Source organism: Pseudoalteromonas sp. OOF1S-7 (assembly GCF_022347765.1).
Taxonomy (GTDB): Bacteria; Pseudomonadota; Gammaproteobacteria; order Enterobacterales; family Alteromonadaceae; genus Pseudoalteromonas.
This window is the reverse complement of sequence record NZ_JAKRFZ010000004.1, coordinates 87,432-109,943: the sequence shown is the minus strand read 5'-3', so window position 1 is coordinate 109,943 and position 22,512 is coordinate 87,432. Positions and strand designations below refer to the sequence as shown.

Here is a 22,512-nt window from a genome sequence, read left to right as displayed (position 1 = left end):
TTCTTGCCAATGGTGAGTTTTTAGCTGACTGATCTAGTTAACATCATAACGCCCTGTCTGCGTAGCTCCGCTAAACATGGGATCGGCGCTCAACAGGATATAGTAAACGCCGCCACTCGTTGTACTAAAATGACAGGTTTCACGGTTACCGACTTTCCAGGGGCGACAGTCATAGTCTGTTTTACTTGCCTCGCTACCAAACTTCACATGCAAGTCCAGCTCCCCTGTTCCGCCCGTGGTGCTGAAAGTAACATTAGTCGCGCCAGCAGGCACCGCCATGGTGTACATCAGTTGACCACTGTCAGACACATTGACGGGGACAGCGACCCCATTTTGCAGTTCGTTTTCATCCGCAATAGGCTGCTGAATATATCTGGCTAACAAAGTGGCATCTTGATAGCCCGTTTCGGTGCCAACCGCAATATAGTGCCAACCTTTTTCGATGTTATCTAAAACCAGGGTTTCATCATTGTTGGGCCCTGTTGATTCATGGGAATAACGCCAGCCGTTATCCGGACGGCCATACTCATAATAAAGATCCGCATTGCCCGTGCCATGGCGTAGCGTAATCTCCAGAGAAACGTTTTGCAGCCCTTCGGGCACGTAAATGGGGTACTCTTTAAGCTGTCGGGTATCTGTACCTGACAAACACCTGGCCTGACCTGCCTGTGTTCTGTCAGACGCCAACTGCACCCCACAGGCATTGATGCCAACCTGATCACTCCCCTGAATGTCATCAACATTCACAGGCTCCACTGGTGAGGGAGGACGCGTGGTATCAGTAACACACCCTGTCGACTCTACTTGTGTCAGCCAGTTTGAGAACTGGTCGTCATACAACTTCTGAGTGACCCATTTGTCTACCAATTCAGAGCGGTACCCCGAAAAATCACCGTCCTTAAACCGTGTCAGCATGTCAAAGAACGCAGCGTATTGTTGCTCGTACATAAAGCGTGTTGCCAGGTAGCCCCAGTCGTAGATCCGTGTTTGCCCCACTCCATACTCGTTGCTGAATATAGTGGAAAGTGAATAAGTCCCCTTTCTGGCTTCCTCAACAGCATAAGGGTTACAGTTTTTCAGCGAGCTATATTCCGCAATCCCTTCACCGAACCAGACTGTACGGCCTGCACTATTGCTGTCATTGAAGTCGCCTTTTGAGATATAACGCCCTTCCAGATAATGAACATATTCATGGCGTAGGTTCCAGATGTCAAAAACCGGGCGCTCAGATACATGTTCATAAGCATAAAAGGTGGCCTGATCGCCCGGCTTGGACGGATCTCCCTCTCGATAGGTCCCTCCATTGCTTGTACTGACATTGAACAGCACGCCACCGTATGTAACCCACTCTTTTTTATCATTGAATATCACCATTCTGAGCGAGTCATTGTCATCCGGTGTAACCGGGACCCGATCAGTGCGCAACAGTTGATGAAAGTGGTCTTCATGGACCTTGAGCGAGTTACAGCTCCATGCCAGCTGCGTTGCAGTCATATCCTGTGCCCAGATAAACAGGTTACCTGAGGGGCACGTTAGGCGATTACCAAGTACCTGGGTAATGATTTCCTGTGCCTTGTCACACACCGCGTAAGTATCACACTGACGGTTATAATTGATCGATTCGAGTACAGCCAGATAGAGCGTTCGTTCGCGGTCCGTTTTGAGCGGCCCGTAATTGTTCAGTATACGTGTGATCTCAGTACGTAACTTGGGTTCCAACTGGGCAAAGTGAGGTTCTTGTTTTCCACGATAAAAATTAACCAGTTGATACCCCAGGTTGAACAAATGGTAATCATTGGCTGGCTTACTTAGCCAATTCAGGTTGTCATTAATGAAACCCGTAATTGCATCTATCAAAGCATCTGTATGCTGCTGAGAGCGACAGCTTGTATCACGCGCGCAGTCATTCAAAACTTGCCAGAACAAAGGGGTTGCTGAGCGACCCCAGTCATTAATATGCTCGTAGGATTCATCATACCTGGCTAACAGACCAAGCGTCAGTGACACCAGAAACTGACCTATTTGTGCATTTTTAATGATGCCCGTCGCACTGCGGATCAGCTGAGCATTGGTTTCAGTTTTATCAAAGAAGTGCTCATTGGCGTAGAGAGTATTGATAGCACTAACCATAGCTTGCTGTGTCGTCGGGTTCACAAAACGTCTGAAATCGTAATACGAATAAGCTTTTAGCCAGTAAAATAGATCGCTAAGGTAGGTAACATCAGACTGACCATCGTAGCTAACCAAGCGGGTATTAAGCTCATTGATAACGGTTGCAAAATTAGCATCTGTGTAGGCCCCCAGAGTCAGGGTTTCAGGCCTGTCGTTAAATAAGGTATCAATACAGACCCTACCATGATTTCTTATCGCCTCCAGAAAAACTGAACCACTGAGATGGCTGAAGACCTCATCGGGGCAGCTGGTTGAAGTCGAAAGCGCATTACTGAAAGACATAAAGGCACGGCTTGCAAAAGGCAGTTCTGATTTCGGTGTGATTTGCCTGTTACTGTGCATTGCGTCCGCTTTATACTCAGTATCGACATGGATATGCGCAACGTCGGCACCGTTAAAGTCATTTATGGGTGTGGCGGTTTCTCTGTCACCCTGCGCCCAGCCAGAGGCTGAGCTTAGTGCGATGACCAGAGGTGTCATCTTGATTACTTTATACATGTTGTTGTCTCATTTAGTTGTGTTGTTATATTGCGAGCACAGTTAACCCTCAAGACAGTGCCCGATAGGTGTAACAATAAATAAACCACACAGGGTGTGGCTTATGGTCTTCAGGGATTAGTGTGGGCGACAGCCAGCAACGTCATAATCAACGACTATGGTGGTGCCGACCGGGTTACCTGACATCACCAGATAGCCCCAGTAACGAGATTGGTCTGTGATTTCGTAAAACAGGCACTGCTGATCAGCGTCTGTCACTGACACCGCGTCATGATCGCTGCCATCTGCTTTGGGCCAGTGACCGTCACCGAAATAAATACGGGTATCAGCGGGCGCATTAATCAATGTAACAGCAACTGTCTTTGGACCGCGATCCATTTCTGCAAATGAATAGCCTCGGGTGCTGTTGATGCAGTGCGGTTGACTCGGAGTCAGACGTCTCACCGCTGAACCATCTGAGCCCTCGCAAGCGTTAGTCAGGGGCGGATGGTCAACGACTACTGTGACAACTGCGCTGGCTGCCATATTGTCATTGTCGGTGACCGTTAAAGTTGCCTGATATACGCCTGCTTGTGCGTAACTGTGATTTGGGTTAGCAAAGTCACTTTGTGTGCCATCACCAAAATCCCAGTGAAAAGCGGTGATCTGACCGTACTCATCGTCCGAACCCGCACTGCTGAACGCCACGGACTGGCCGATTTGAATGTCGCTCGTTAATACACTGGCCTGTGCAAGCGGAGGCTGAGGTGGCGGTGGAATGTTCGAGCAATTTGCAAAGCTACACAAAGCAGTCATCTCGGTGACATCGGCGTTGTCAATCACGCCATCGCCATTGATATCAAACGAGCTGTCCAGTGGCAGGTTTGCAGCAATGGCGGCCCGCATCGCACTGATGTCATCACTGTCAACATTGCCATCTTCATCAATATCGCCAATCGGAAGTACCCGAATGATAACCTGTGTGCTGCTGCTCGCGCCTTTATCATCGGTCACAGTAAGGCTAACGGGATAACTGCCAGCGCGTTCGAAGTGATGACTGATAGTCTCACCCACCTGAGTCGTGCCATGTCCAAGATCCCACAGATAGGTAATAAGCTCTCCATCCTGATCGCTCGACTGACGGCCATCCAGTAAGACCTGCTCCCCGGCTCTGACGGTCTGGTTACCGCCTGCGTTGGCTATCGGTAAACGGTTTGGTGCGGAACGGTCAGCATCACGATGGATATCATAGTACGCTTTGAAGCGCAGCGATTCATAATCCTTGAACGGGTCAATCATCACGTTAAACACACCACCTTGTTCAAACTGACACAATTCGGTCTGATTTGGCGCCTCCCAGGGGCGACAGTCATACTGAGATTTAGACACAGCCTGATTTCGACTAACATGAATATCCGGGTCGCCATTGTAACGCTCGACCAGTTCAAAGGTTACCAGAGACGCCGCATCCGGTACTGCAAACTCATAGTTATAAGTCTGTCCACCAGCACTGGCTGCCAGATTTAACTCGTCAGCCAGGTAAATACGCTCACAGTCATCGCACAACGCGGCATCTTCAGGAGATAGCTCAGTAATCACTGCACTGCCATGTGCCGTGCTTTGATTCCCTGCATTGTCGGTAACCGTAAGGCTAACCGGATAAGTACCGGTCATGGTATAAATATGGTCAACGTCTGCTTGAGTACTTTGCGTACCATCACCAAAATCCCACAGGAATGAGACTATCTTGCCATCTGGGTCGTTAGATCCAGCGCTTGAAAACTCCAGTGCGTGACCTACCGCTTCTGCGTGCGTCTGACCGTTGATGTTAGCGAACGGCAATTGGTTTTGCGTGTCTGCTATTTCGTAATACACCTCAATGCTCGCATTAGTGTATGTTTCAAAGGGGTCGATGATCACCTCAAAATCGCCTCCACCCTCAAACTCACAGTATTCCGTGATCCCTTTCCAGGTGAAAGGTCGGCAATCAAACTGTGTTTTTGAAACCGCCCTGTCTTTGGCCACGTACATATCTAAATCGCCATTTCTCTTGATTGACCCATCTGCCATCTTGGGCCCCTGATAACCACCAGGTACGACAACTACAGTACGGCTGGCGTCCTGCGGTACACTGAATTGGAAGTCAAAGGTTTTACCAGCACGGTCCGGCCAGGATGCGTTTTTCTTATTCGCCCATAAGCCATCGATTTTAAACAAGGAATAACGCTGCTCACCGTCATTGAGGTAGGGATCCTCACCCTGAATGACGCTCAGCGTAGCGTCACTGTAAGCAGTAAACGCGTGAACAGAGGCAAAATAGGGAGAGTTGACATCCGGCGTATCCACCGTAACCGCTTCACTGTCTCCAGGACTGTTAAAAGAGATCAGATCGGCTATCCATTGCTCATCCGCATTCGCCGGTGGTGTCGGCTGCTGACCTTTTGACACATACAGATCCGGATCTTCACTGTGACCATTAAGATAAAACAGGATATTGTGTGCGGTATTCGGCAGGTCTATCTCAAAGGTTTCCACCGACCCTTTGGCGGCAAAAGGGATCTGGTAACTAGCCAGCACCTCACCCTGCGGTTCGACATCCAGCCCCGAATTACCATCCCATGGATGACCCGCATCACTAACATATTGCGACAGACCCGTTCTTATCAGGTTATCGTTCGACCATAGTGTACTGCGTGCTGGATTATGGAGCGCAGCGGTCATACGTGCAACCTGCGCTTGTGTGAACATGGCGTAGTTGTCTGAGTAGTGCATAAAGTTTTCGGTGTTGGTAGGCTGTCCCAGGCAGTTAGGCGCATTGTTCTGCATTTCACTGGGCATAGACATCTGAGGTGTATCACAGCTACGGTCGCCGGTTGAATGACAAAACGCTTCGTTGGTAATCGAGCATTGCTTAGTTTCGAAGGTGTGGATCAGGTTAAGCCAATGACCAAACTCATGAGTCAGTACCGAGCGAAAATTTTCACTGGTGTTGTTACCCACGTAATGGCCGTTATAGACGACTCGTGCGGTATTTTCCTCAGTCATCGCTAGCTCAGGGTACCAGGCAACACCGGAATTAGTCTCCTTACCATCATCATACAAGTCATGCATGAGATACACATTCATGTAACTGAAGTTGTCCCAGGCATCGGCCTGTATTTTCGCCAGCGTTTCATCATCATGGTTGCCGTAACCCCTCTGATCGTGACTATAACGGACAATGCCATTAGTTGGGTTGCCCTGAGGGTCTTTACCCGCCAGCACAAATTCGATATTCAAATTTTCACGGATCGCCTGAAACTGAGGAGAGACCTCAGGTGAGTCGACCGACAGTCCCTGAAAATCATTGTTTAACTTGATCAATGCATCCTGTATTTTCTCGTCGGTCAGGCACTTCTGGCTGTCATCGCTGCAGTTGTAGGCGTCACCGTATACATGGAACACGACTGGAATATAGTAGCGTCCCGCTACAGCGGCACTGTTGCTTAATAGCTCGGCCGACAATGGTGCACTTTGTGTTGCTGCCATCATGGGCTGTGCAAATGATGCCATCAACCCTTGAGGTTGCTGAGCAGCAGACTTTTGCAGTTTTGCCCAGTCCTGACCGTTATGATCTGCGCCACAGCTGGGTACGAGCGGGTCCTGAGGCCACTCATTGTGCGCAAGTTTCGCTTCAACTGCACTCGTCTCGGTGCTGGCATGTTTGACGCTTGCTTGCACTGCTAATGGTGCAATACAGGCACTAAACGAGCATAGCCCCGCAATAATGCGTTTCTTCATCTTGTTGTATCCTTGTTGTTGATATGTAGTGCTTTGTACAGCCCGCCCTCTGATTGCCGGTACGGGCTAATATGCTTTGTTATTTTGGTGTCATTTTGGGTGCAATTCGCACCCGACTGCTATGCCATCTTCGTGGCACTAACAATGAAAAAGATTTAATTTATGTCGTTTTGTGCTGACCTAATTGGTCAGTTGGATAATGATGTTATCCAATCCTTTTTTTGAAACCTGAACCGCCTCTAGCTGAGTTAATCCGTCCGGGTATTCTTCCTGCTCCAGCACTAGCCATTGCGTACCACCTTTTTTCACATTAGCGTAAATAACAGCAGGCCAGTCTGTAATGTCCTGACCGATCAAAGGCTTCTTGTTGTATGTTCCCACTGGATATTTGGCTTTAAAATGTGTAGTAATGGTTCTGTTCGGATAGCGATTAATATAAGTCACGGGATCTTTTCCAGCGTACTGGGCCCAACCCACATCCAGCTGCAGCACAAAGTCTTCAGGTGTGTTTGCAGCAATGTAATCCCAGTACGTGCTGTTTTTGTAAGGCACCAACTCCCGGTCATGATTGTGGAAGCCAAAACGCATCCCTTTAGAGCGCATTTTTATCGTTACTCTATTCAGCTCAGCTACAAAAGATTCTATGGTCTCGGCGTGCTCAGCCCGTTTGTCACTGGGCACTATCATCATTGGGCTGCCCAGCTGTTGATAAAAATTTACTGTCTGTTCAAACTTCTCATCGGTCAATTCACGCATTTTGACATGCGCCCCGCTGACTTGCAGATCCAAACTATCCAGATAACGTTTCAATCCCTTAGGATCATCACGATATGGGCCAAAGTCACCGGCAAACTCAACCGCATCAAATCCCATTGCCGAGATTGCTTCTAATGTGCCCTTAAAGTCTTTTTTCAGCGTATGGTTGACCGACCATAACTGCACACTGATCGCGGGGATCTGTGATCGCTCAAGAAGCAATGCCCTTTGATTGTCTTCGTCGCGTGTGCCAAGTTGTCCGTTGCATGCAGTTAGCAACCCAGCGCATACCAGCGTTGAGAGAAAGCGTTTAAAAAAAGTCATAGTAAGTACCTTTATTATTTAAATGCGTCTGGCGGCGATTTCTTTCACCGCGTAGTTCACCGCTCTGACTGTTAATGCCATAAATGTCAGACTGGGGTTTTGCACTGCGCTAGAGCAAAAGCTAGCTCCATCAGTAACAAATAAATTTGGAATATCATGACTCTGGTTAAAGCCATTAAGCACAGAGTCTTTCGGGTTCTTGCCCATTCTGGCGGTACCCAGTTCGTGGATCCCTGAACCAGGCGGTTTGTCGTGCAGGCCAGAAGAGACACTTTCCAGGCCTATCTTTTCCAACATTAACCGGCCCTGCTCGGCGGCATCGAGCATCATCAATCGTTCGTTTTCGGAGAAGCGACAATTGATCTCAAGTTGCGGTATGCCCCATTTGTCCTTTTTAAATGCGTGCAATTGCACACTGTTTTCAAACCTGGGCAACATCTCTCCCTGCGCCCCTAACCAGAACTGCCACTTTCCGGGCTTCTGTAACTGTTGTTTGAATGCGATACCAATGCCATCCTCGTGCTGCATTGCCTTCCAGTCCTCTCGATAAGCACCGGCGGACATACCATATCCGCGTAAAAATGGCCTTTTCGGATCAGGCTTGAAATAAAAGTTAGGTATGTACAATCCACCTGGCCGCCTGCCGGAATAAAATGAATCTTCAAAGCCTGGGATCTCTGCTCTGGCCCAGGCGTTATAGTTATGATCCATGAGGTAGTGGCCAAGTACACCGGAGCGATTGGCAAGACCATTGGGAAAGGTCTTGTTGCGAGAATTAAGCAATATTTGTGTTGAACCCAGCGTAGATGCACACAAAAATACCACTTTGCCAAAATACTCCCGTTGTGACAGGTCTTCATTATCTATGACTCGGACACCTTTAATGCGATTGCTTATGCCATCGTAGATCAGACTGTGCACCACGCTATTGGATGCTATCTGTAAGTTTCCGGTTTTAGCTGCATCTGGCAGCGTTGAGCTTTGCGTCGAGAAATATGCACCGAAGGAGCAGCCTTTTTGGCATTCATTACGCGCCTGGCACTGTCCCCGGCCCTGAGCCAGGTGATGTGCGCTGGGTTTGGTCAAATGTGCCTGCCTGCCGTGGATCAGCTTTCTGTCAGGAAAGGCGGCTTCAAGCTGTTGTTTTATGTGTAACTCAGGCGCCGTCATATCAAACGGAGGTAAAAACTCACTGTCGGGAAGTTGTGGCAATGACTCTTTCTGTCCGCAAATACCCACATGACGCTCTACATAGGAATACCAGTGAGCCAGGTCTTGGTATCGAATTGGCCAGTCATTGCCAAATCCATCCAATTTATTTGCATTAAAGTCAAAGTCACTCCAGCGATATGAAAAGCGATGCCAAAGTAATGATTTACCTCCTAACTGGTTGGCGCGGATCCACCAAAAATCAGTTCCTTTTGCGGTCTCAAATGGTAAATCTCTGTCATTACCAAAAAAGTGTTTGGTACTGTCATTAAACGCATAGCAATTTTTTTGAACATGATACTGCTGCTCTACCTTCGCCAGTGACACTTTGCTACGAAGCGGCTGTTCCCATGGGGGTATGCCTTCGCCAACGTAATCTTTACGATGCTCAACAACCCGCCCCCTCTCAACGAGCAGCGTCTTAAATCCTTTTTCACTGAATTCCTTTGCAGCCCATCCGCCCGTTATCCCTGAGCCAATCACAATGGCATCATACGCTTGTTTTGATTCTTTGATGTACATCACAGCTCCTTAGTAGTAGGCCAAAGAGCCATAGCCAGCTCGCCCGCGATAGGCTATCTGACCTTTGAATCCGCCAGGATAAGCCTGATACACAAGCTCGTGACTGGCTCCGGTTTCTGACGTGTAGTAACCAAAGCAAACCAGTGCCTTAAGCTGTTTAAAGTCAGTACGCTGCTGCTCTGAGAAAGGCTCGGCTGCGGTTTCCAGTCGAGTTAAGTGAACAACTTGCTTTTCGGCATTAAGCTGTGCGAATGAGTGCCCATAAATACGCAAACTGCTTGTTTCGATTACACTCAGTATCGCCCGCATACGGTTATGTACATTCAGGTCGTAGCAGTGATACAACTGATGATCAATAAAACCATGAACGCCTATGTCACCGGCGCCGGGGGTTTCAGTTGCCGGAATAATGGTGTTGCATACTCTCTTCAGCAGCATCAGCTGTTCATTACTCAACACCTTGGTCTGATAGGGTTCACCGTCAGGCACAACCCGATAATTCAACGCAGCAGCCAAAGCATTATCACCAATAAGTCCGTTACTTAAACCGGTCCCTAAACTGATGAGTACGCCCTGCAAAAAGCGTCTTCTTGAGTGGTTAGTTAGTTCAGCTGTCATGGCACACCCCTTTAGGTGTTTGGCGTCTGGCTTTATAAAAGCTGCCCAGCAAAAGCAGTCCAAATGCCACAACCAGGCTAAGTGGGAAGTAACTCAGAACGACTAAGGTACCGGACACATTTTGAGTACCCATCGCCTGCCCTCGCTCAACTAACTGGCCAATTATCGGGTTCCAGATACTGACAGCAAACATACCTGCAGCCCCCATGACTCCCAGGCCAAGTGCGCCGGTTCTGGGTAACTTTTCAGACACAAATCCAAGCATAGTGGGCCAATAATACGTGACCCCCAGAGCGAAAATAATCGCCGCGTAATACACCTCTGTGCCCTGTGCAACAGACATAAAGCGGATCCCCATATATGCCGCTACAGAAGACATTAGCAACACACCCAGTGGGTTTAATTGTTTAATGACAGGCCCTGCAAAATAACGCCCGACTGCCATCACTCCGGTGATCAGCGCCAGAGTCAACATGGCAGACGCACCGGATTCTCGGAGTATGCGTTCGATCCATTGTTGGGTTAGCAGTTCGGTACTCGCCGTAAGCGTCATACACAACAGCATGAACAAAAAAAGAGGTGAAAACAGAGCCTTTAATACCCCATGCTGCGGATCCGCAGGTGCCTGTTCTTCGATAAAGTTGTCGGGTAAACGAATAAGCAATGCGCCATAGAGCAAAGTTGGAACAAGCAGGCAGGCAAACTGAAACTGCCAGCCAAGACCCAAATAGGTCATTGATATTGAAACCAGCGAACCTAACACGATACCGCCCGGAAACCAGACATGAAACCGGTTTAACATGGTAGTTTGCTTGGTAGGAAATAAACGGGTAACCATTGGGTTGCAACCTGCTTCAACAGCACCATTCGCCAGACCAATTAAAAAGGTTGCAAACATCAGGCTGTAAAACCCCGAAGCAAATAGGGTGCAAAACAAACCCAATATATGGCCAGCAAATGCAATCATGAGTAACCGTCTGGCACCCAGCACTTTGTACAGAGCACCACCGACGATTGTTGCCACTGGAAACCCGAAAAATGCCATTGCGTTGACCCAGCCAAGCTGGCTGTCCGTTAGTTGCAGTACCTGACTGAGCTGCGACAACATGCCAGCACGGACAGCAAACGTCATCGCTGTCACCGTCAGTGCAATACATGCAGTAATAAAGGCCCAATGCTTGATTTGGTTGTTCATATTTCACGCTCCCCAAGCCCAAGGAGACGCCTGTTTGTCATCTCACAACTCGCTCTGCCTGCAAAGTCGTCAAATGCTTTTTCAGTCGGTTTAATGATCAGATCTTTAATGATCTGGGCCCCTTGCAGCGCGCCTATGTAAGGGTCTTTTATGCAGCACTCCCACTCCAGTACAGCCCAGCCATCGAAGCCATATTGTGTGAGTTTGCTGAATATCGCGTTAAAATCGATTTGACCGTCGCCAAGGGAGCGAAAACGCCCCGCTCTGTCTTTCCAGTTAAGATATCCGCCATATACACCGGTCCGTCCATTGACGCGATATTCCGCATCCTTGACGTGAAATGCCTTGATCCTGTCATGATACAAATCAATAAAGGCTAGATAATCCATTTTTTGCAGATGTAGATGACTTGGATCGTATAATATATTGGCTCTGGGATGATGGTTGACCTGCCTGAGAAACGCTTCAAAACTCGCTCCATCATGTAAATCTTCCGCCGGATGCAGCTCAAAACAAACATCAACCCCAGCAATGTCAAAAGCCTCAAGGATCGGTAGCCAACGCTGAGCAAGTGCTTCAAACCCTTGCTCTATCAAACCGGCAGGGCGTTGAGGCCAAGGGTAAACCATAGGCCAAAGCAATGCGCCAGAAAAAGTGGCATGTGCTCTGAGCCCCAGGTTTTTACTGGCCTGAGCGGCGAGCGCCAGTTGTCCACTCGCCCACAAAGAAATTGAATCAGGATCCTTGTTCAAGGCGTTTGGATAAAACCCGGCAAACATCTCAACATAACAAGGCGCTACAGCCACCAGTTGCCCCTGGATATGTGTTGAGAGCTCTGAAATTACCAGATTGTAACGCGCCAGTAGTGCCTTGATGTGCTCACAGTAATCTTTACTTTCGGCCGCTTGAGCTAAATCGAAAAGAGATTCAATGTGGGTCGGCAGCTGAATTGCTTTGTATCCCAGGCTTGACGCCCACTGTGCAAGCCCTTCCAATGAATTATATGGCGCTTCATCCCCAATAAACTGAGCAAGAAAAATACCAGGCCCTCTAATTTCAGTCATGTAATTGCGCCCCCTGAACAGCATGCCACTTTTGCGATGATCCACTGGCCCGAACGACACTATCGATGAACAACATCCCCCGGATCCCTTCTTTGATCCCTGGTACGTCTAGCGCTTTGTCACAAGGCACCTGAACCAATTGCCGCGCCCGAATTTGCGCTGCAAAATTGCGGTATAAATTTGCAAAGGCTTCTATATACCCTTCCGGATGACCTGCGGGCAATCTTGTGTTTGCAACAGCAAGAGACGATTCATTAGCAACCCCACTTCGGATAACTCGCATCGAGCTGTCAGCATACCTGAGTGTCAGGCTGTTGGGGTTTTGCTGCTGCCACTTTAGGCTTCCTTTGTCTCCATAGACGCTGATAGAAAGGTTATTCTCTTCTCCTGTAGCCACCTGACTGGCCAGCAACACACCTTTGATTTCATCACCAAACCTGAGCAGCACTGCACCATCATCATCCAGTGCCCTGTGCTCGTATGCTGTATTAAGATCCGCGCATACATGGGTGATAGACTGACCGCTGATGTACTCAGCCAGATTAGCTGCATGAACACCAATATCGCCCATGCAACAACTTAGTCCAGCCTGTTCAGGATCAAGTCGCCAGCTAGCCTGTTTTGTACTCTCTACGTTTTTACCACTCAGCCAGCCCTGCTGATAACTGACAATAATTTTTCGAACAGTCCCTAACTCGCCGGCGTGCACCCGATATCTGGCTTCCTTCACCATCGGATAACCGGTATAGGTATAGGTCAGCGCATATAACACATCAGAGCATGCAAGCTGACGGGCCAGTGTAAGTGTCTGAGCCAATGAAATCGTGGCGGGTTTATCTGAAATCACATGAAAACCATGTTTAATCGCTTCGCTGGCCATTTGAAAGTGCAAGTGGTTCGGCGTGACTATGGCTAGTAGCTCCATTCTTTCGCCCTCTGGCAATGAAGATTCCATCTCCAGCATGTCATTAAAATGTTGGTAGCAACGCGAAGCCTTTAAACCCAGATATCTTCCGTACTCATATGATCGCTGCGGCGCACTGCTGAATACGCCACATACCAGTTCGATTTGACCATCAAGCTGTGCTGCCATGCGATGTATAGAGCCAATAAAGGCGTCCGGGCCACCGCCGACCATTCCCATCTTAATTTTTTTCATCTACTTAATTCTGCTGTCTTGTTTTTCTGATATCGCAACAATGGTAAATAGAAAGTGAATTTATGCGTTAGGTCAAAATCGGACAATAATGCAAGGAAATCGGCGATATTGTATCCACCAATTCACAAAAGAAATTTAAATACATCTATATTAACGACTTATGATAACATATATTGTATACATAAGAAGAAATGAAAAAGAATGAGCTGTAAGGCAATGGATAATGATAAAAATCAGAGCAATGCGTTTTTCGACTCTGTACACTTTTCTCAATTATTAGCTATGCTCGACATGCTCTCTGGTACGCTATTTTGGGTTAAAAATGCGCAAGGTGAAATCGTATACGGTAATGAAGCCTTCCTTGCGCACATTGGTGTATCTTCTTTGCACCAGATACTTGGTCAGACCGATCTTGCTTTTGCACCACCTCACCTCGCCCACCAATATATGGTTGATGATAATAAAGTAATGTCAGGTCAATCAGTTACGGAACGACTCGAAGTAAATCAAGCCGATGGTTCCGACGATATTGCCTGGTATGTTACCTCTAAGCGCCCTTTGTATTCTGCAAACGGCGAGATCATCGGAACTTATGGTATGTCAAAAAAGCTCCACGCACATACCTGTACTCAACCCGGGATGAAAGCACTTAAGGCGCCAGTAGAGTACATCAGAGCCAACTTTGCTCAGCCTCTTAAACTCACGGAGATCGCCGAGGCCAGTCACTTATCGGTCAGCGCACTAGAGAGACGATTTAAAAAGCACCTGAATATCACACCCAAAAAATTTCTGACCCAGGTAAGACTAGAACAGGCCAGAAAGTTACTAATAGAGACCAATGATTCAATAAGTGACATTGCATTTTCTGTGGGATTTACCGATCACAGCTATTTTAGCCGACAGTTTCAGCTGTACTTCAGTGAACAACCCCGCGAGGTTAAAAAGCATTATCATCGATAGAAGATAGTCACGAACTGACAAAGGCGGCATACTCATCAAAGTAACCTGCCTTTTCACTCAACGGACAAAACGCGAATATGGCAACAGCACCACCTTTGACTTGTCGGAACCCGCAATGCTTCAACAAACGCTGACATGCTAAATTATTATGCTGAACCTTGCCCAATATGAGTGACACCTCACGGCCGGGCACCAGTTTATATAACGCATTCATAGCTGCATTGAGTGCTTCTGAGGCCAGACCCATGCGCCAAAACAGCGGATCAAGCTCGATGCCCAGGTGAATGTGTTTTGTATTTATGTCGTAATCGTACAACCCGAGCGTGCCTATGAATTCACCATCATACTCAATAGCAAAGCGCCCGCCTCGCCCTTCGTAGAATTCCTCAAGATCGGCCTGTAACATCACCCTGACTTCTGGCTGAGTCAGCTTATCGCCATAATCATTGTACCGGCTTACCAAGGGATCGTTTAACAACGCCACCAGCGCCGGCACATCACGATAATTCACGGGCCTGAGTAACAATCTGGGGGTTTTAATTTGCATACAGTTTCATCATCTAAAAGCTTTAATAAAGCCCTCTCTTTTACGCGAAATTAGTATAAACTATCGGGCCTTAAGTAACAGCCGTCAGGAGTCGTTAAGATGAGCGAAGAGTATATTGTCATTCCCCCCACCACTAAAGTATGGTGCCCGGAAAAAGGCGAAGGCTGGACACTGACCGGGATAACCGGCATTGAAGAAAACACTTCAGTAATGTTCAGCGGCGTGCGTTACACTATTCCGGCGCAGAAGATTGTAGAAGAATTACTGCCAAATTATCAGGCAAGAGAGAAAGAGCAAGGGTGAGCCTGCACTGCTCCGCTGCAATGAGCCCGCCTGATTATCAATTATCAGGCTCATTCTCTACTCTTTTTGTACTCTGATATTCTGGCCCGATAAAACGCCATTCAGCAACCGGTACCTTCACCAGCATCACCGATTCCTGGCCAAATCGACGGGCATATAAAGACGCCAATGCCTTGGCCTTTTCAACGCCCTGCTCGTCCACAATCACTGTCACCACTTTCGAGCGCTCTGGTTTACCTTTGTAGTAACCTACCGAATCAACAACATTAAAACCGTCAAACGTCTTTACTATTTCACCGTTTTGAAACGCCTGCCATTGCTCTAGCGATACTCCACCGCCATCTGGCAATGACAGACCAAAGAACAGTCTGAGCCGATAGACTTCATCTGCATAGACGTGGGAAGTGCTGAGCAACAGAGTAAGTAAAATCAAACGATTTATGAATTTTACGACCATGCATTTTCCTTATTGAATGCGCGAAAATTAAATTGATGACCAACATCCTTTAAAGTTGAGTCATTAGTTGTTCTTTGCTTTACACGATTTAGATTTACTTGAGGAACAAAGCGCTGGCTGACCAAATAATATGGTAACTATTATTCTCTCACCCAACCAACACTTAACACATAGCGGCTGCCTTGCGTGATTCTGCTCACAGCATGGGCTTCTATGTCGGGCCTGAATAGTTTAACCCTCGACCTGTTAAGAATGGGGTTTTGGCAGATAAACTCTCCACCTTGTTTGGCGTGTTTGAGGATAATATTGAGCCGGTAATGTTTGCCAGAGTCGACCTGATCCACATGCTCTTTAATTTCACTGTCAACCGGGAAATGGATCAGATAACAGTCGAATTTGATGGGCCAGATTGCGCCGCATAACAGCATTTTATCGTAGCCCGAGTCTTGCCTTCCCGTTTCCCAGCGCCATAATTTATTCAGCATATCTGCACTTACTTGACGCCCTGCGCAGCTAGTCTTGTTGATACCGCGCATTTAGTCGATTATAAAATTATCCATCGTACGCTGCAGTGTATCACTGTTTAGCTTCATATCATCAAAGAGTTTTTTCAGTGCCTGCGAGGTTTTAAGTTCTTCATTTGCAGCATCCAGAACGGCAGTGGTATTGCTGGAAATATCCTGTGCAACTACAGACTGCTGCTGCGCCGCGGTGGCCACTGAGGTAGTCAGTTGCTCTACATGATTACTGTGATCGCTAACCTGCATAGACACCTGGCGGGTTTGTTCTACCTCATTCATAATACTACTGGCCAGACCGGTGTTTTCCTTAATTGCATGGACCACATTGCGGCTGATGTCGTTCAGATTATTTAATAATGTAGAGATCTGCTCTGATGACCCTTTACTGTTGTTGGCAAGCCCTCTGACTTCGTCCGCAACCACCGCAAAGCCCCGGCCATGTTCGCCCGCTCTGGCCGCTTCAATGGCTGCATTCAGAGCCAGCAAGTTGGTTTGATCCGCTACGCTGCGAATAGAGTCCAGTATGGTATTAATCTCTTCCACCTGCTGCTCCATATTGAGTGCCATTTCATTGACCTGCTCCATGTTTTGCGAGAGCACATTCATGGTATCCAGATTGCGCTGATTGTCTTCCAGCAACTTTTTAGATTCGTCGTTGAGCTGATCACTGGCCGTCAGCGTGTCTGATGCCGCTTTGGCTATGTCTTCGCAGGTTGCCGCCATTTGCTCTATCGCCGCAGCAATATTAGTTGCCAGGCTCTGAGTGCGCTGGGCACCAATGTCTACATTATTTGAAGCGACTCCCAAACTGTCATTTAATTTAGTCCCAGTGTGAATTGAACCAGACAAAGTGATAAGAAACTGCTTGAAAACTCCTATAGTATGATAGATAGAATGCGAAATTTCCCCGAGTTCATTATTACTGCTAAGCCTTATATCCAGAGTCAGATCATTGTTTCCAGCCACCTTAGACAAAGTCGCCTGAAGCTGTTTCAAATCACTTTTAAGAGAAGTAAACAATCTGTAATTAATGTAGAAAATAAAGACAATAAAAATCACTAGTAAGGCTACAAGTAACATCACTTGATTTTCTAACTGGCTCCTGTAACTCCGGCTTCTTGTTTTGGTCTCATTCCAAATTAAATCTAGCGAAGACTTTAGTGATTGTATCTGTGTTGTCGCAGTAGAAAACCACTGTTCACTGTTAGGTAAATGCGCAAAGTTTACTTCTGGGTCTGACACTAGAGTGGTAATTACATCGTCCAGATCATTTCCATGATCACCGGGAGTGATTTGTAGTTCAGAAGACAATATATATTCTTCCAACGCGGTTTGAAGCTGTTTTTTCAAAAAAGACAGTTGCTGTTGATAAAAAGCCAGCTCCTTTCTCTCTCCCATGTCAATTTCATTCTTAGAAAGGATACCGTAAATCTTTCCACGCAGCTGTCCCATTCGCTCCTTACTACGAGCCAGGATTAGTGCAACTGACAAACTGGCCATTAGCTCTTGATTATGCACTCGAGACTGCAATTGCATCGCAGTACTCAGGGCCAGTTCATTAAGATGGCTGTAGTACTCAAAAGCGAGTGTGTTATTTTGCCGGTCCACTTCGCTTCTTATCATCGCTTTCTTTTCAAATAAATTTAGTAGACCCGGCAACCACCTTTTTACCTTTTCATCGACGCTAAACTGACCTGAATGAAGCGTTCTGAGCGACTCAGAAACCACATCTGCCTGAGTTCTCTGAGCCACCAAAGCTTGCCGATTCTGCGCATTTGGATTCCCCAAAAAGCCTTCCGTTAAGCCCCGCTCCACAGCATGATGATGCGCTACTTTTTCCATGGCATCCAGCAGCCCAATGTAGGCAATGTCTTTTTTGGTGGCTTCTATGTCCTGCCAATATTGGTAAACCACTTTGCTAAGTAAGATCAGAATGAAAATAAGTAAGGCGGTAGAGCTGATAATGGATAATTGAATAATGGAAAAGCGCTTAAGCAGATTCATGATTTCTCCGGTGATCACTTAATGACGCCAATCTGATACATAATGACTGGCTATCCTTATTGATACTAAAGATAGTCAAAAATCTGCAAAGTCAACAATATCTGGGCTGCGACCTTAGTTGGGAGGTTTCAGTTTAGCAGGCACAGTACCGGCTGACTTCTGTCTCAGTGATATCCTAATCAACCTGTGTCACTCTGGGGTAAACTTCTGATGACAGCTCGTGATAAATATCGTCCAGATATCGCGCCAGTTCGTATTCCTCTAGCTCTGGCGGGATCACCACATCGTACACGCGTGCTCGGTTCCCTGTATCTGAGTCAATAAACAGCTGCCATTGCGCTCCAATACGGCTCACAGACATGCGCCTGCCAAATACGTTAAACCTGAGTGTCATGTTTGTCCTTACCATTGTAATAAAAGGTACGCTTAGAGGCAGTTTTCACTAATTGAAGGAAAAAGTCGATAAGTTAATTAAATTGTTTTTCACAAAAGTGAGGGTTGGCCACGGTCACTGTCAGCTTAGTAATTTGGGTGAGCAATACTTGTCGGGTCGCGCCAGCAACATTCAATTGAATACATTCATCCCTGTTCGTATCACGACATAGGTCAGCGGCAATGCCCGAGACTTGTTCACCATTTCGCAGACTCAGTGTCACCGGATAGCGAAACATACAAACAATTTCAAAGTAATCGTAATCACTGCAACTGATCATAGTGCGGTCTCCAAAATTGAAGCGTGGCCCGTAAAGTCCAAAAAGCAGCACTAACCTCACGACTGAGTTAAACGCTGCATACGAAAACCAGTTATGCTTTGGCGCTATGCTGAAGACCCAGTAAATCAAGCAGCGCGCCGTGAATTTGCAGCTTGGGTGTCCCTTCGCAGTATGGCGCGACACCAAGCAATGGCGCTTTTAATCGCTGTTTTAACGTATCCAGGTTAGCATCGTATTCCTGCATGGCCGGGTCTATCTGATTCGCCACCCAGCCCACACAATTTAGTCCGGCGGCAGCTATCGCCTGCTCAGTCAAAAATGCATGGTTCAGACAGCCAAGCTTCATACCCACCACCAGGATCACGGGCAACTCTTCGTGCTTTATCCAGTCGTATAAAAACTGTGAATCGTTGATGGGTAATGCCCAGCCACCGGCACCTTCTACCAGCGTATATTCTGCGCCTAAGACACCAAGTTCCTGGTACTTTTCAGTCAAGGCTTCGCAACTAATAGTCACGCCAGCGCGCTGCGCTGCAATATGCGGTGCAATGGGCGGTTCAAAGCAAAACGGATTAACTTGCTCATATTTACCATGTACAGACGCCGCTTCCATCAGGCTCAGCGCATCTTCATTTACCAGTTGGCCAAAAGCTTCTTCGGCCCCTGCCGCCAAAGGTTTAAAGCCCACCGCTTTTTTACCTCTCTGGGCCAGTAGTTTAAGCAGTAACGTGGAGACATGGGTCTTGCCCACTTCGGTGTCTGTGCCGGTGATAAAAAATGCACTCATAATTTAGTTAGCTCCATAAAAGCAACCTGATAACTTAACTGGGCGCGGCCATTGGTAAGCGGATATCCTGCCAGTAATTTACGATATTGTGTCTTGCCCAGCAAGCCACGGCGATGATCAGCATGTTGTAACTGGTTAGCACCAATGGCTTTCACAGATTTAAAAGCAGCCTGCGCAGTTTTGAAGGTTTCTTTGAGACACATCAGCTGTGCATCATCGAGCGCGAACCCGGCCTCTTCAGCATAGGCCAGCAGACTGTCGAAGGGCGTAAAACGATTGACGTGACAGTGTGCATCAACATTCTGCCAGGCCTGGCGGATCTCGCACAACGACCCATCAACAACAATGCTCAGATAGGCCTTGCCACCGGGTTTTAATATTCGATTCAGCGCCTTAAACAAAGCCGGGTGATCCTGACTCCATTGCATGGCAAAGTTACTAAAAATAGCGTCTACACAGTTATCAGCCAAAGGCAGATTGTCCATATCCGCGCAGACTTTCAATGCATCCCGAGGCCCCTGCCCCAACATGCTGGCACTGAGGTCCAGTGCCACCAGCTGAGCGCAGCGTGTACTTAGCGCCTCATAGTGCTGCATAGGACCGGCACCCAAATCTAACAAAGTTGTGCAGGGCAGACTGATTTTCCTGAGCAGGATCTCGGCGGCTTGTTGCTGGACATTGGCATGCTGTACATAAACCTGTGACGCACGAGAAAAACGTGAAGCAACCTGCGCTTTAACGGACGCACTCATATCGCCTCCTTAAGTGCATGAAGTAACGCATCTATATCTTGTGCTGTATGCGCCGCTGTCAGCGTCACACGCAGTCGGGCTGCGTTTTGTGGCACCGTGGGTGGGCGAATGGCAGTGAGCCAAATGCCATGCGCTTTGAGCTGCTGTTGCGCCGCCAGTGCATTGTCTGCTGAGCCCAGCACAATAGGCTGAATGGCCGTGACTGAGGGCATCACTGCAATCCCCAATTGCGCGGCGGTTTGCGTAAAATAGGCAATGTTGTCTTTTAATGCCGCCCTTTGTGACACTGCACTGCGTAACTGAGCAAACTGGCTGCTTGCGATGTCGGTCAACATGGGCGACATCGCGGTGGAATAAATATATTCGCGGCTAAACTGTAATAAATACTGCTGAACCCGTTCACTGCATAACACCGCCGCCCCCTGACAGGCCATGGCTTTACCAAAGGTGATCACTAAAAGTTCTGGCTTTACGCCACGTTCAATACTGCCCAGCCCGTTGTCGCCAACCACGCCCAGCGCGTGTGCATCATCGACCATCAGCCAGGCGTTATGGGTTTTTGCAAGCTGCGCGATATCTGTTAATGGCGCACAGTCCCCATCCATTGAGAACACGCCTTCCGTTACAATCAGTTTGTGTTTTGCTTTAGATTTTTCGAGCCGCGCACGCAAATGCCCCACATCGTTGTGGTTGAATCGGGTCAGCCTGGCCTGACTATGCAGCGCACCATCGAGCAGGCTGGCATGGTTGAGTTTATCCTGAAACAGCTCTGACTCGCGCCCAACAGCCGGGTCGTTAAATAGCGCCTGCAGCACACTGGTATTGGCAGCAAAGCCACTTGCAAAAAGCAATGCGCTTTCGTAACCAAAAGCTTCACACAACTGTGATTCAAATGCCGCATGCACAGACTGAAACCCGGTCACCAGCGCTGAGCTGCGACTGCCGGGTTGGCCTGTCAGGTTCAGTGGTTGGTCCGCCAGTGCCAGGTAATCGTTACTGGCAAAGTTGAGATAACGTTTACCACCAACTTCAATTTCACGGGCAGAGACCTTATCAATGCACTGACGATGGCGCAGCAAAGAGGCAGCAGCTCTGCTATTCAGAGCCGCATCGATGAACTCAAAGGCCATTTAGTTGGCTTCGTAGAACAGTTCAGAAGTGGCTTTGTCTGCAATGGCAGAATTCAGAGACGCTTCATAGGCTTCGTCTGAGTAATCCTGACGCTTCTCCGGCTGCATACCCAGTTTTCTTAGCAGGTTCATGTCTGCGTCGGCTTCCGGGTTTTCTGTGGTTAATAGCTTGTCACCGTAGAAAATCGAGTTTGCACCAGCAAAGAAGCACATCGACTGCATTTGCTCGTTCATGGCAGTACGGCCCGCTGATAAACGTACATAGCTATACGGCATCATAATACGTGCAACGGCAATGGTGCGAATAAACTCAAAATGGTCCAGATCTTCTACGTCTTCCAGCGGTGTGCCCGCTACTTTAACCAGCATGTTAATTGGCACACTCTCAGGTTGTTTTGGCAAGTTAGCCAGCTGCATCAGCAGACCATAACGGTCAGAAGCTTGCTCACCCATACCAACAATACCACCGGAACAGACTTTCATACCGGCATCACGGACATGATCAAGTGTATCCAGACGATCCTGATAAGTCCGCGTGGTGATGATCTGCTCGTAGTACTCGGGTGACGTATCCAGGTTGTGGTTGTAGTAATCTAGACCCGCTTCTCTGAGTGCATGGGCTTTATCATTATCTAGTTTACCCAGCGTCATACACGTCTCCAGGCCCAGCTCTCTGACTTCGCGCACCATTTTCTCAATATAAGGCATGTCGCGATCTTTTGGATCGGACCAGGCAGCGCCCATACAAAAACGCGTCGCGCCTTTTTCTTTGGCCACCTTGGCCTGGGCTACCACTTTTTCAACTTCCATCAGGCGTTCACGCTCCAGGTCGGTTTTATAATGACCCGACTGAGGGCAGTACTTACAGTCTTCCGGACACGCACCGGTTTTTATAGATAAGAGTGTAGAGATCTGTACTTCATTGGGATTAAAGTTTTTTCTGTGAATGCTCGCAGCATGAAACAACAGATCATTGAATGGCATTTCAAATAGTGCTTTAACTTCTTTATGCGTCCAATCGTGACGTACTGTGCCCAATTCCATAATTATTCTCTTCTTTTG

The 22,512-nt window shown here is 47.8% G+C and carries 20 protein-coding genes; 2 read left to right on the top strand and 18 right to left on the bottom strand.

Features of this window, described 5'->3' with window-relative positions; all coding sequences use genetic code 11:
- Positions 1–33: 33 nt before the first annotated feature.
- The 8 genes from MHN33_RS07775 to MHN33_RS07740 all read right to left on the bottom strand — a co-directional run bounded on the left by MHN33_RS07775 (position 34) and on the right by MHN33_RS07740 (position 13,276).
- On the bottom strand, positions 34–2,670 hold the full coding sequence (locus MHN33_RS07775; RefSeq protein ID WP_239397422.1) for a M9 family metallopeptidase: 2,637 nt from the start codon (positions 2,668–2,670) through the stop codon (positions 34–36).
- Between the two features lie 117 nt (positions 2,671–2,787).
- Positions 2,788–6,429, bottom strand: coding sequence for a PKD domain-containing protein (locus MHN33_RS07770; protein WP_239397421.1), 3,642 nt, complete (start codon positions 6,427–6,429; stop codon positions 2,788–2,790).
- Between the two features lie 180 nt (positions 6,430–6,609).
- Entirely contained in the window at positions 6,610–7,509 is a 900-nt protein-coding gene (locus tag MHN33_RS07765) for a sugar phosphate isomerase/epimerase (protein ID WP_239397420.1), read from the bottom strand.
- Between the two features lie 18 nt (positions 7,510–7,527).
- Positions 7,528–9,240 carry a GMC family oxidoreductase gene (locus tag MHN33_RS07760; protein WP_239397419.1) on the bottom strand — a complete coding sequence of 571 codons (1,713 nt, stop codon included), beginning with the start codon at positions 9,238–9,240 and terminating at the stop codon, positions 7,528–7,530.
- A gap of 9 nt (positions 9,241–9,249) precedes the next feature.
- Positions 9,250–9,858 (bottom strand): gluconate 2-dehydrogenase subunit 3 family protein, encoded by a 609-nt coding sequence (locus MHN33_RS07755; protein WP_239397418.1) that lies wholly within the window; start codon positions 9,856–9,858, stop codon positions 9,250–9,252.
- Entirely contained in the window at positions 9,848–11,053 is a 1,206-nt protein-coding gene (locus tag MHN33_RS07750) for an MFS transporter (RefSeq protein WP_239397417.1), read from the bottom strand. Before MHN33_RS07750 ends, MHN33_RS07755 begins: the two co-directional genes overlap by 11 nt.
- Positions 11,050–12,117, bottom strand: coding sequence for a sugar phosphate isomerase/epimerase (locus MHN33_RS07745; protein WP_239397416.1), 1,068 nt, complete (start codon positions 12,115–12,117; stop codon positions 11,050–11,052). Before MHN33_RS07745 ends, MHN33_RS07750 begins: the two co-directional genes overlap by 4 nt.
- Positions 12,110–13,276, bottom strand: a complete 1,167-nt coding sequence (locus MHN33_RS07740) for a Gfo/Idh/MocA family oxidoreductase (RefSeq protein WP_239397415.1) — start codon at positions 13,274–13,276, stop codon at positions 12,110–12,112. The genes MHN33_RS07745 and MHN33_RS07740 overlap by 8 nt, the downstream gene beginning before the upstream one ends.
- A gap of 216 nt (positions 13,277–13,492) precedes the next feature.
- Between MHN33_RS07740 and MHN33_RS07735 the strand changes: the two genes are divergently transcribed.
- On the top strand, positions 13,493–14,236 hold the full coding sequence (locus MHN33_RS07735) for an AraC family transcriptional regulator (RefSeq protein WP_239397414.1): 744 nt from the start codon (positions 13,493–13,495) through the stop codon (positions 14,234–14,236).
- Positions 14,237–14,243: 7 nt separating this feature from the next.
- Here MHN33_RS07735 and MHN33_RS07730 read toward each other — a convergent pair whose 3' ends face one another.
- Positions 14,244–14,783, bottom strand: coding sequence for a GNAT family N-acetyltransferase (locus tag MHN33_RS07730; RefSeq protein ID WP_239397413.1), 540 nt, complete (start codon positions 14,781–14,783; stop codon positions 14,244–14,246).
- Positions 14,784–14,882: 99 nt separating this feature from the next.
- Here MHN33_RS07730 and MHN33_RS07725 point away from each other — a divergent pair, with 99 nt between their 5' ends.
- Positions 14,883–15,086 carry a hypothetical protein gene (locus MHN33_RS07725; protein WP_049865994.1) on the top strand — a complete coding sequence of 68 codons (204 nt, stop codon included), beginning with the start codon at positions 14,883–14,885 and terminating at the stop codon, positions 15,084–15,086.
- Positions 15,087–15,123: 37 nt separating this feature from the next.
- On the opposite strand, the gene MHN33_RS07720 is transcribed toward MHN33_RS07725, so the two are convergent.
- From MHN33_RS07720 to bioB, 9 genes are all read right to left on the bottom strand, one after another.
- Complete coding sequence (locus tag MHN33_RS07720) at positions 15,124–15,543, bottom strand: DUF3574 domain-containing protein (RefSeq protein ID WP_239397412.1); 420 nt, start codon at positions 15,541–15,543, stop codon at positions 15,124–15,126.
- A 140-nt stretch (positions 15,544–15,683) separates the two neighbouring features.
- Positions 15,684–16,028, bottom strand: coding sequence for a 2OG-Fe(II) oxygenase (locus MHN33_RS07715; RefSeq protein ID WP_239397411.1), 345 nt, complete (start codon positions 16,026–16,028; stop codon positions 15,684–15,686).
- A 51-nt stretch (positions 16,029–16,079) separates the two neighbouring features.
- Positions 16,080–18,068, bottom strand: coding sequence for a methyl-accepting chemotaxis protein (locus tag MHN33_RS07710; RefSeq protein WP_239397410.1), 1,989 nt, complete (start codon positions 18,066–18,068; stop codon positions 16,080–16,082).
- Positions 18,069–18,243: 175 nt separating this feature from the next.
- Positions 18,244–18,462: a hypothetical protein gene (locus MHN33_RS07705; protein ID WP_239397409.1), complete on the bottom strand. Its 219-nt coding sequence runs from the start codon at positions 18,460–18,462 to the stop codon at positions 18,244–18,246.
- Between the two features lie 73 nt (positions 18,463–18,535).
- Positions 18,536–18,781: a Rho-binding antiterminator gene (locus MHN33_RS07700; RefSeq protein ID WP_239397408.1), complete on the bottom strand. Its 246-nt coding sequence runs from the start codon at positions 18,779–18,781 to the stop codon at positions 18,536–18,538.
- Positions 18,782–18,872: 91 nt separating this feature from the next.
- Positions 18,873–19,568, bottom strand: coding sequence for a dethiobiotin synthase (gene bioD / locus MHN33_RS07695; protein WP_239397407.1), 696 nt, complete (start codon positions 19,566–19,568; stop codon positions 18,873–18,875).
- The gene (locus MHN33_RS07690) at positions 19,565–20,320 is read right to left on the bottom strand and encodes a methyltransferase domain-containing protein (RefSeq protein ID WP_239397406.1); all 756 of its coding nucleotides are present in this window, start codon (positions 20,318–20,320) and stop codon (positions 19,565–19,567) included. Before MHN33_RS07690 ends, bioD begins: the two co-directional genes overlap by 4 nt.
- The gene (locus MHN33_RS07685; RefSeq protein ID WP_239397405.1) at positions 20,317–21,450 is read right to left on the bottom strand and encodes an 8-amino-7-oxononanoate synthase; all 1,134 of its coding nucleotides are present in this window, start codon (positions 21,448–21,450) and stop codon (positions 20,317–20,319) included. Before MHN33_RS07685 ends, MHN33_RS07690 begins: the two co-directional genes overlap by 4 nt.
- Positions 21,451–22,494: a biotin synthase BioB gene (gene bioB / locus MHN33_RS07680; protein WP_046004389.1), complete on the bottom strand. Its 1,044-nt coding sequence runs from the start codon at positions 22,492–22,494 to the stop codon at positions 21,451–21,453.
- Between the last annotated feature and the right edge of the window lie 18 nt (positions 22,495–22,512).

Coding starts and splice junctions, on each gene's coding strand:
- MHN33_RS07775 (WP_239397422.1), bottom strand. CDS start 2,670: ATGTATAAAGTAATCAAGATGACACCTCTGGTCATCGCACTAAGCTCA.
- MHN33_RS07770 (WP_239397421.1), bottom strand. CDS start 6,429: ATGAAGAAACGCATTATTGCGGGGCTATGCTCGTTTAGTGCCTGTATT.
- MHN33_RS07765 (WP_239397420.1), bottom strand. CDS start 7,509: ATGACTTTTTTTAAACGCTTTCTCTCAACGCTGGTATGCGCTGGGTTG.
- MHN33_RS07760 (WP_239397419.1), bottom strand. CDS start 9,240: ATGTACATCAAAGAATCAAAACAAGCGTATGATGCCATTGTGATTGGC.
- MHN33_RS07755 (WP_239397418.1), bottom strand. CDS start 9,858: ATGACAGCTGAACTAACTAACCACTCAAGAAGACGCTTTTTGCAGGGC.
- MHN33_RS07750 (WP_239397417.1), bottom strand. CDS start 11,053: ATGAACAACCAAATCAAGCATTGGGCCTTTATTACTGCATGTATTGCA.
- MHN33_RS07745 (WP_239397416.1), bottom strand. CDS start 12,117: ATGACTGAAATTAGAGGGCCTGGTATTTTTCTTGCTCAGTTTATTGGG.
- MHN33_RS07740 (WP_239397415.1), bottom strand. CDS start 13,276: ATGAAAAAAATTAAGATGGGAATGGTCGGCGGTGGCCCGGACGCCTTT.
- MHN33_RS07735 (WP_239397414.1), top strand. CDS start 13,493: ATGGATAATGATAAAAATCAGAGCAATGCGTTTTTCGACTCTGTACAC.
- MHN33_RS07730 (WP_239397413.1), bottom strand. CDS start 14,783: ATGCAAATTAAAACCCCCAGATTGTTACTCAGGCCCGTGAATTATCGT.
- MHN33_RS07725 (WP_049865994.1), top strand. CDS start 14,883: ATGAGCGAAGAGTATATTGTCATTCCCCCCACCACTAAAGTATGGTGC.
- MHN33_RS07720 (WP_239397412.1), bottom strand. CDS start 15,543: ATGGTCGTAAAATTCATAAATCGTTTGATTTTACTTACTCTGTTGCTC.
- MHN33_RS07715 (WP_239397411.1), bottom strand. CDS start 16,028: ATGCTGAATAAATTATGGCGCTGGGAAACGGGAAGGCAAGACTCGGGC.
- MHN33_RS07710 (WP_239397410.1), bottom strand. CDS start 18,068: ATGAATCTGCTTAAGCGCTTTTCCATTATTCAATTATCCATTATCAGC.
- MHN33_RS07705 (WP_239397409.1), bottom strand. CDS start 18,462: ATGACACTCAGGTTTAACGTATTTGGCAGGCGCATGTCTGTGAGCCGT.
- MHN33_RS07700 (WP_239397408.1), bottom strand. CDS start 18,781: ATGATCAGTTGCAGTGATTACGATTACTTTGAAATTGTTTGTATGTTT.
- bioD (WP_239397407.1), bottom strand. CDS start 19,568: ATGAGTGCATTTTTTATCACCGGCACAGACACCGAAGTGGGCAAGACC.
- MHN33_RS07690 (WP_239397406.1), bottom strand. CDS start 20,320: ATGAGTGCGTCCGTTAAAGCGCAGGTTGCTTCACGTTTTTCTCGTGCG.
- MHN33_RS07685 (WP_239397405.1), bottom strand. CDS start 21,450: ATGGCCTTTGAGTTCATCGATGCGGCTCTGAATAGCAGAGCTGCTGCC.
- bioB (WP_046004389.1), bottom strand. CDS start 22,494: ATGGAATTGGGCACAGTACGTCACGATTGGACGCATAAAGAAGTTAAA.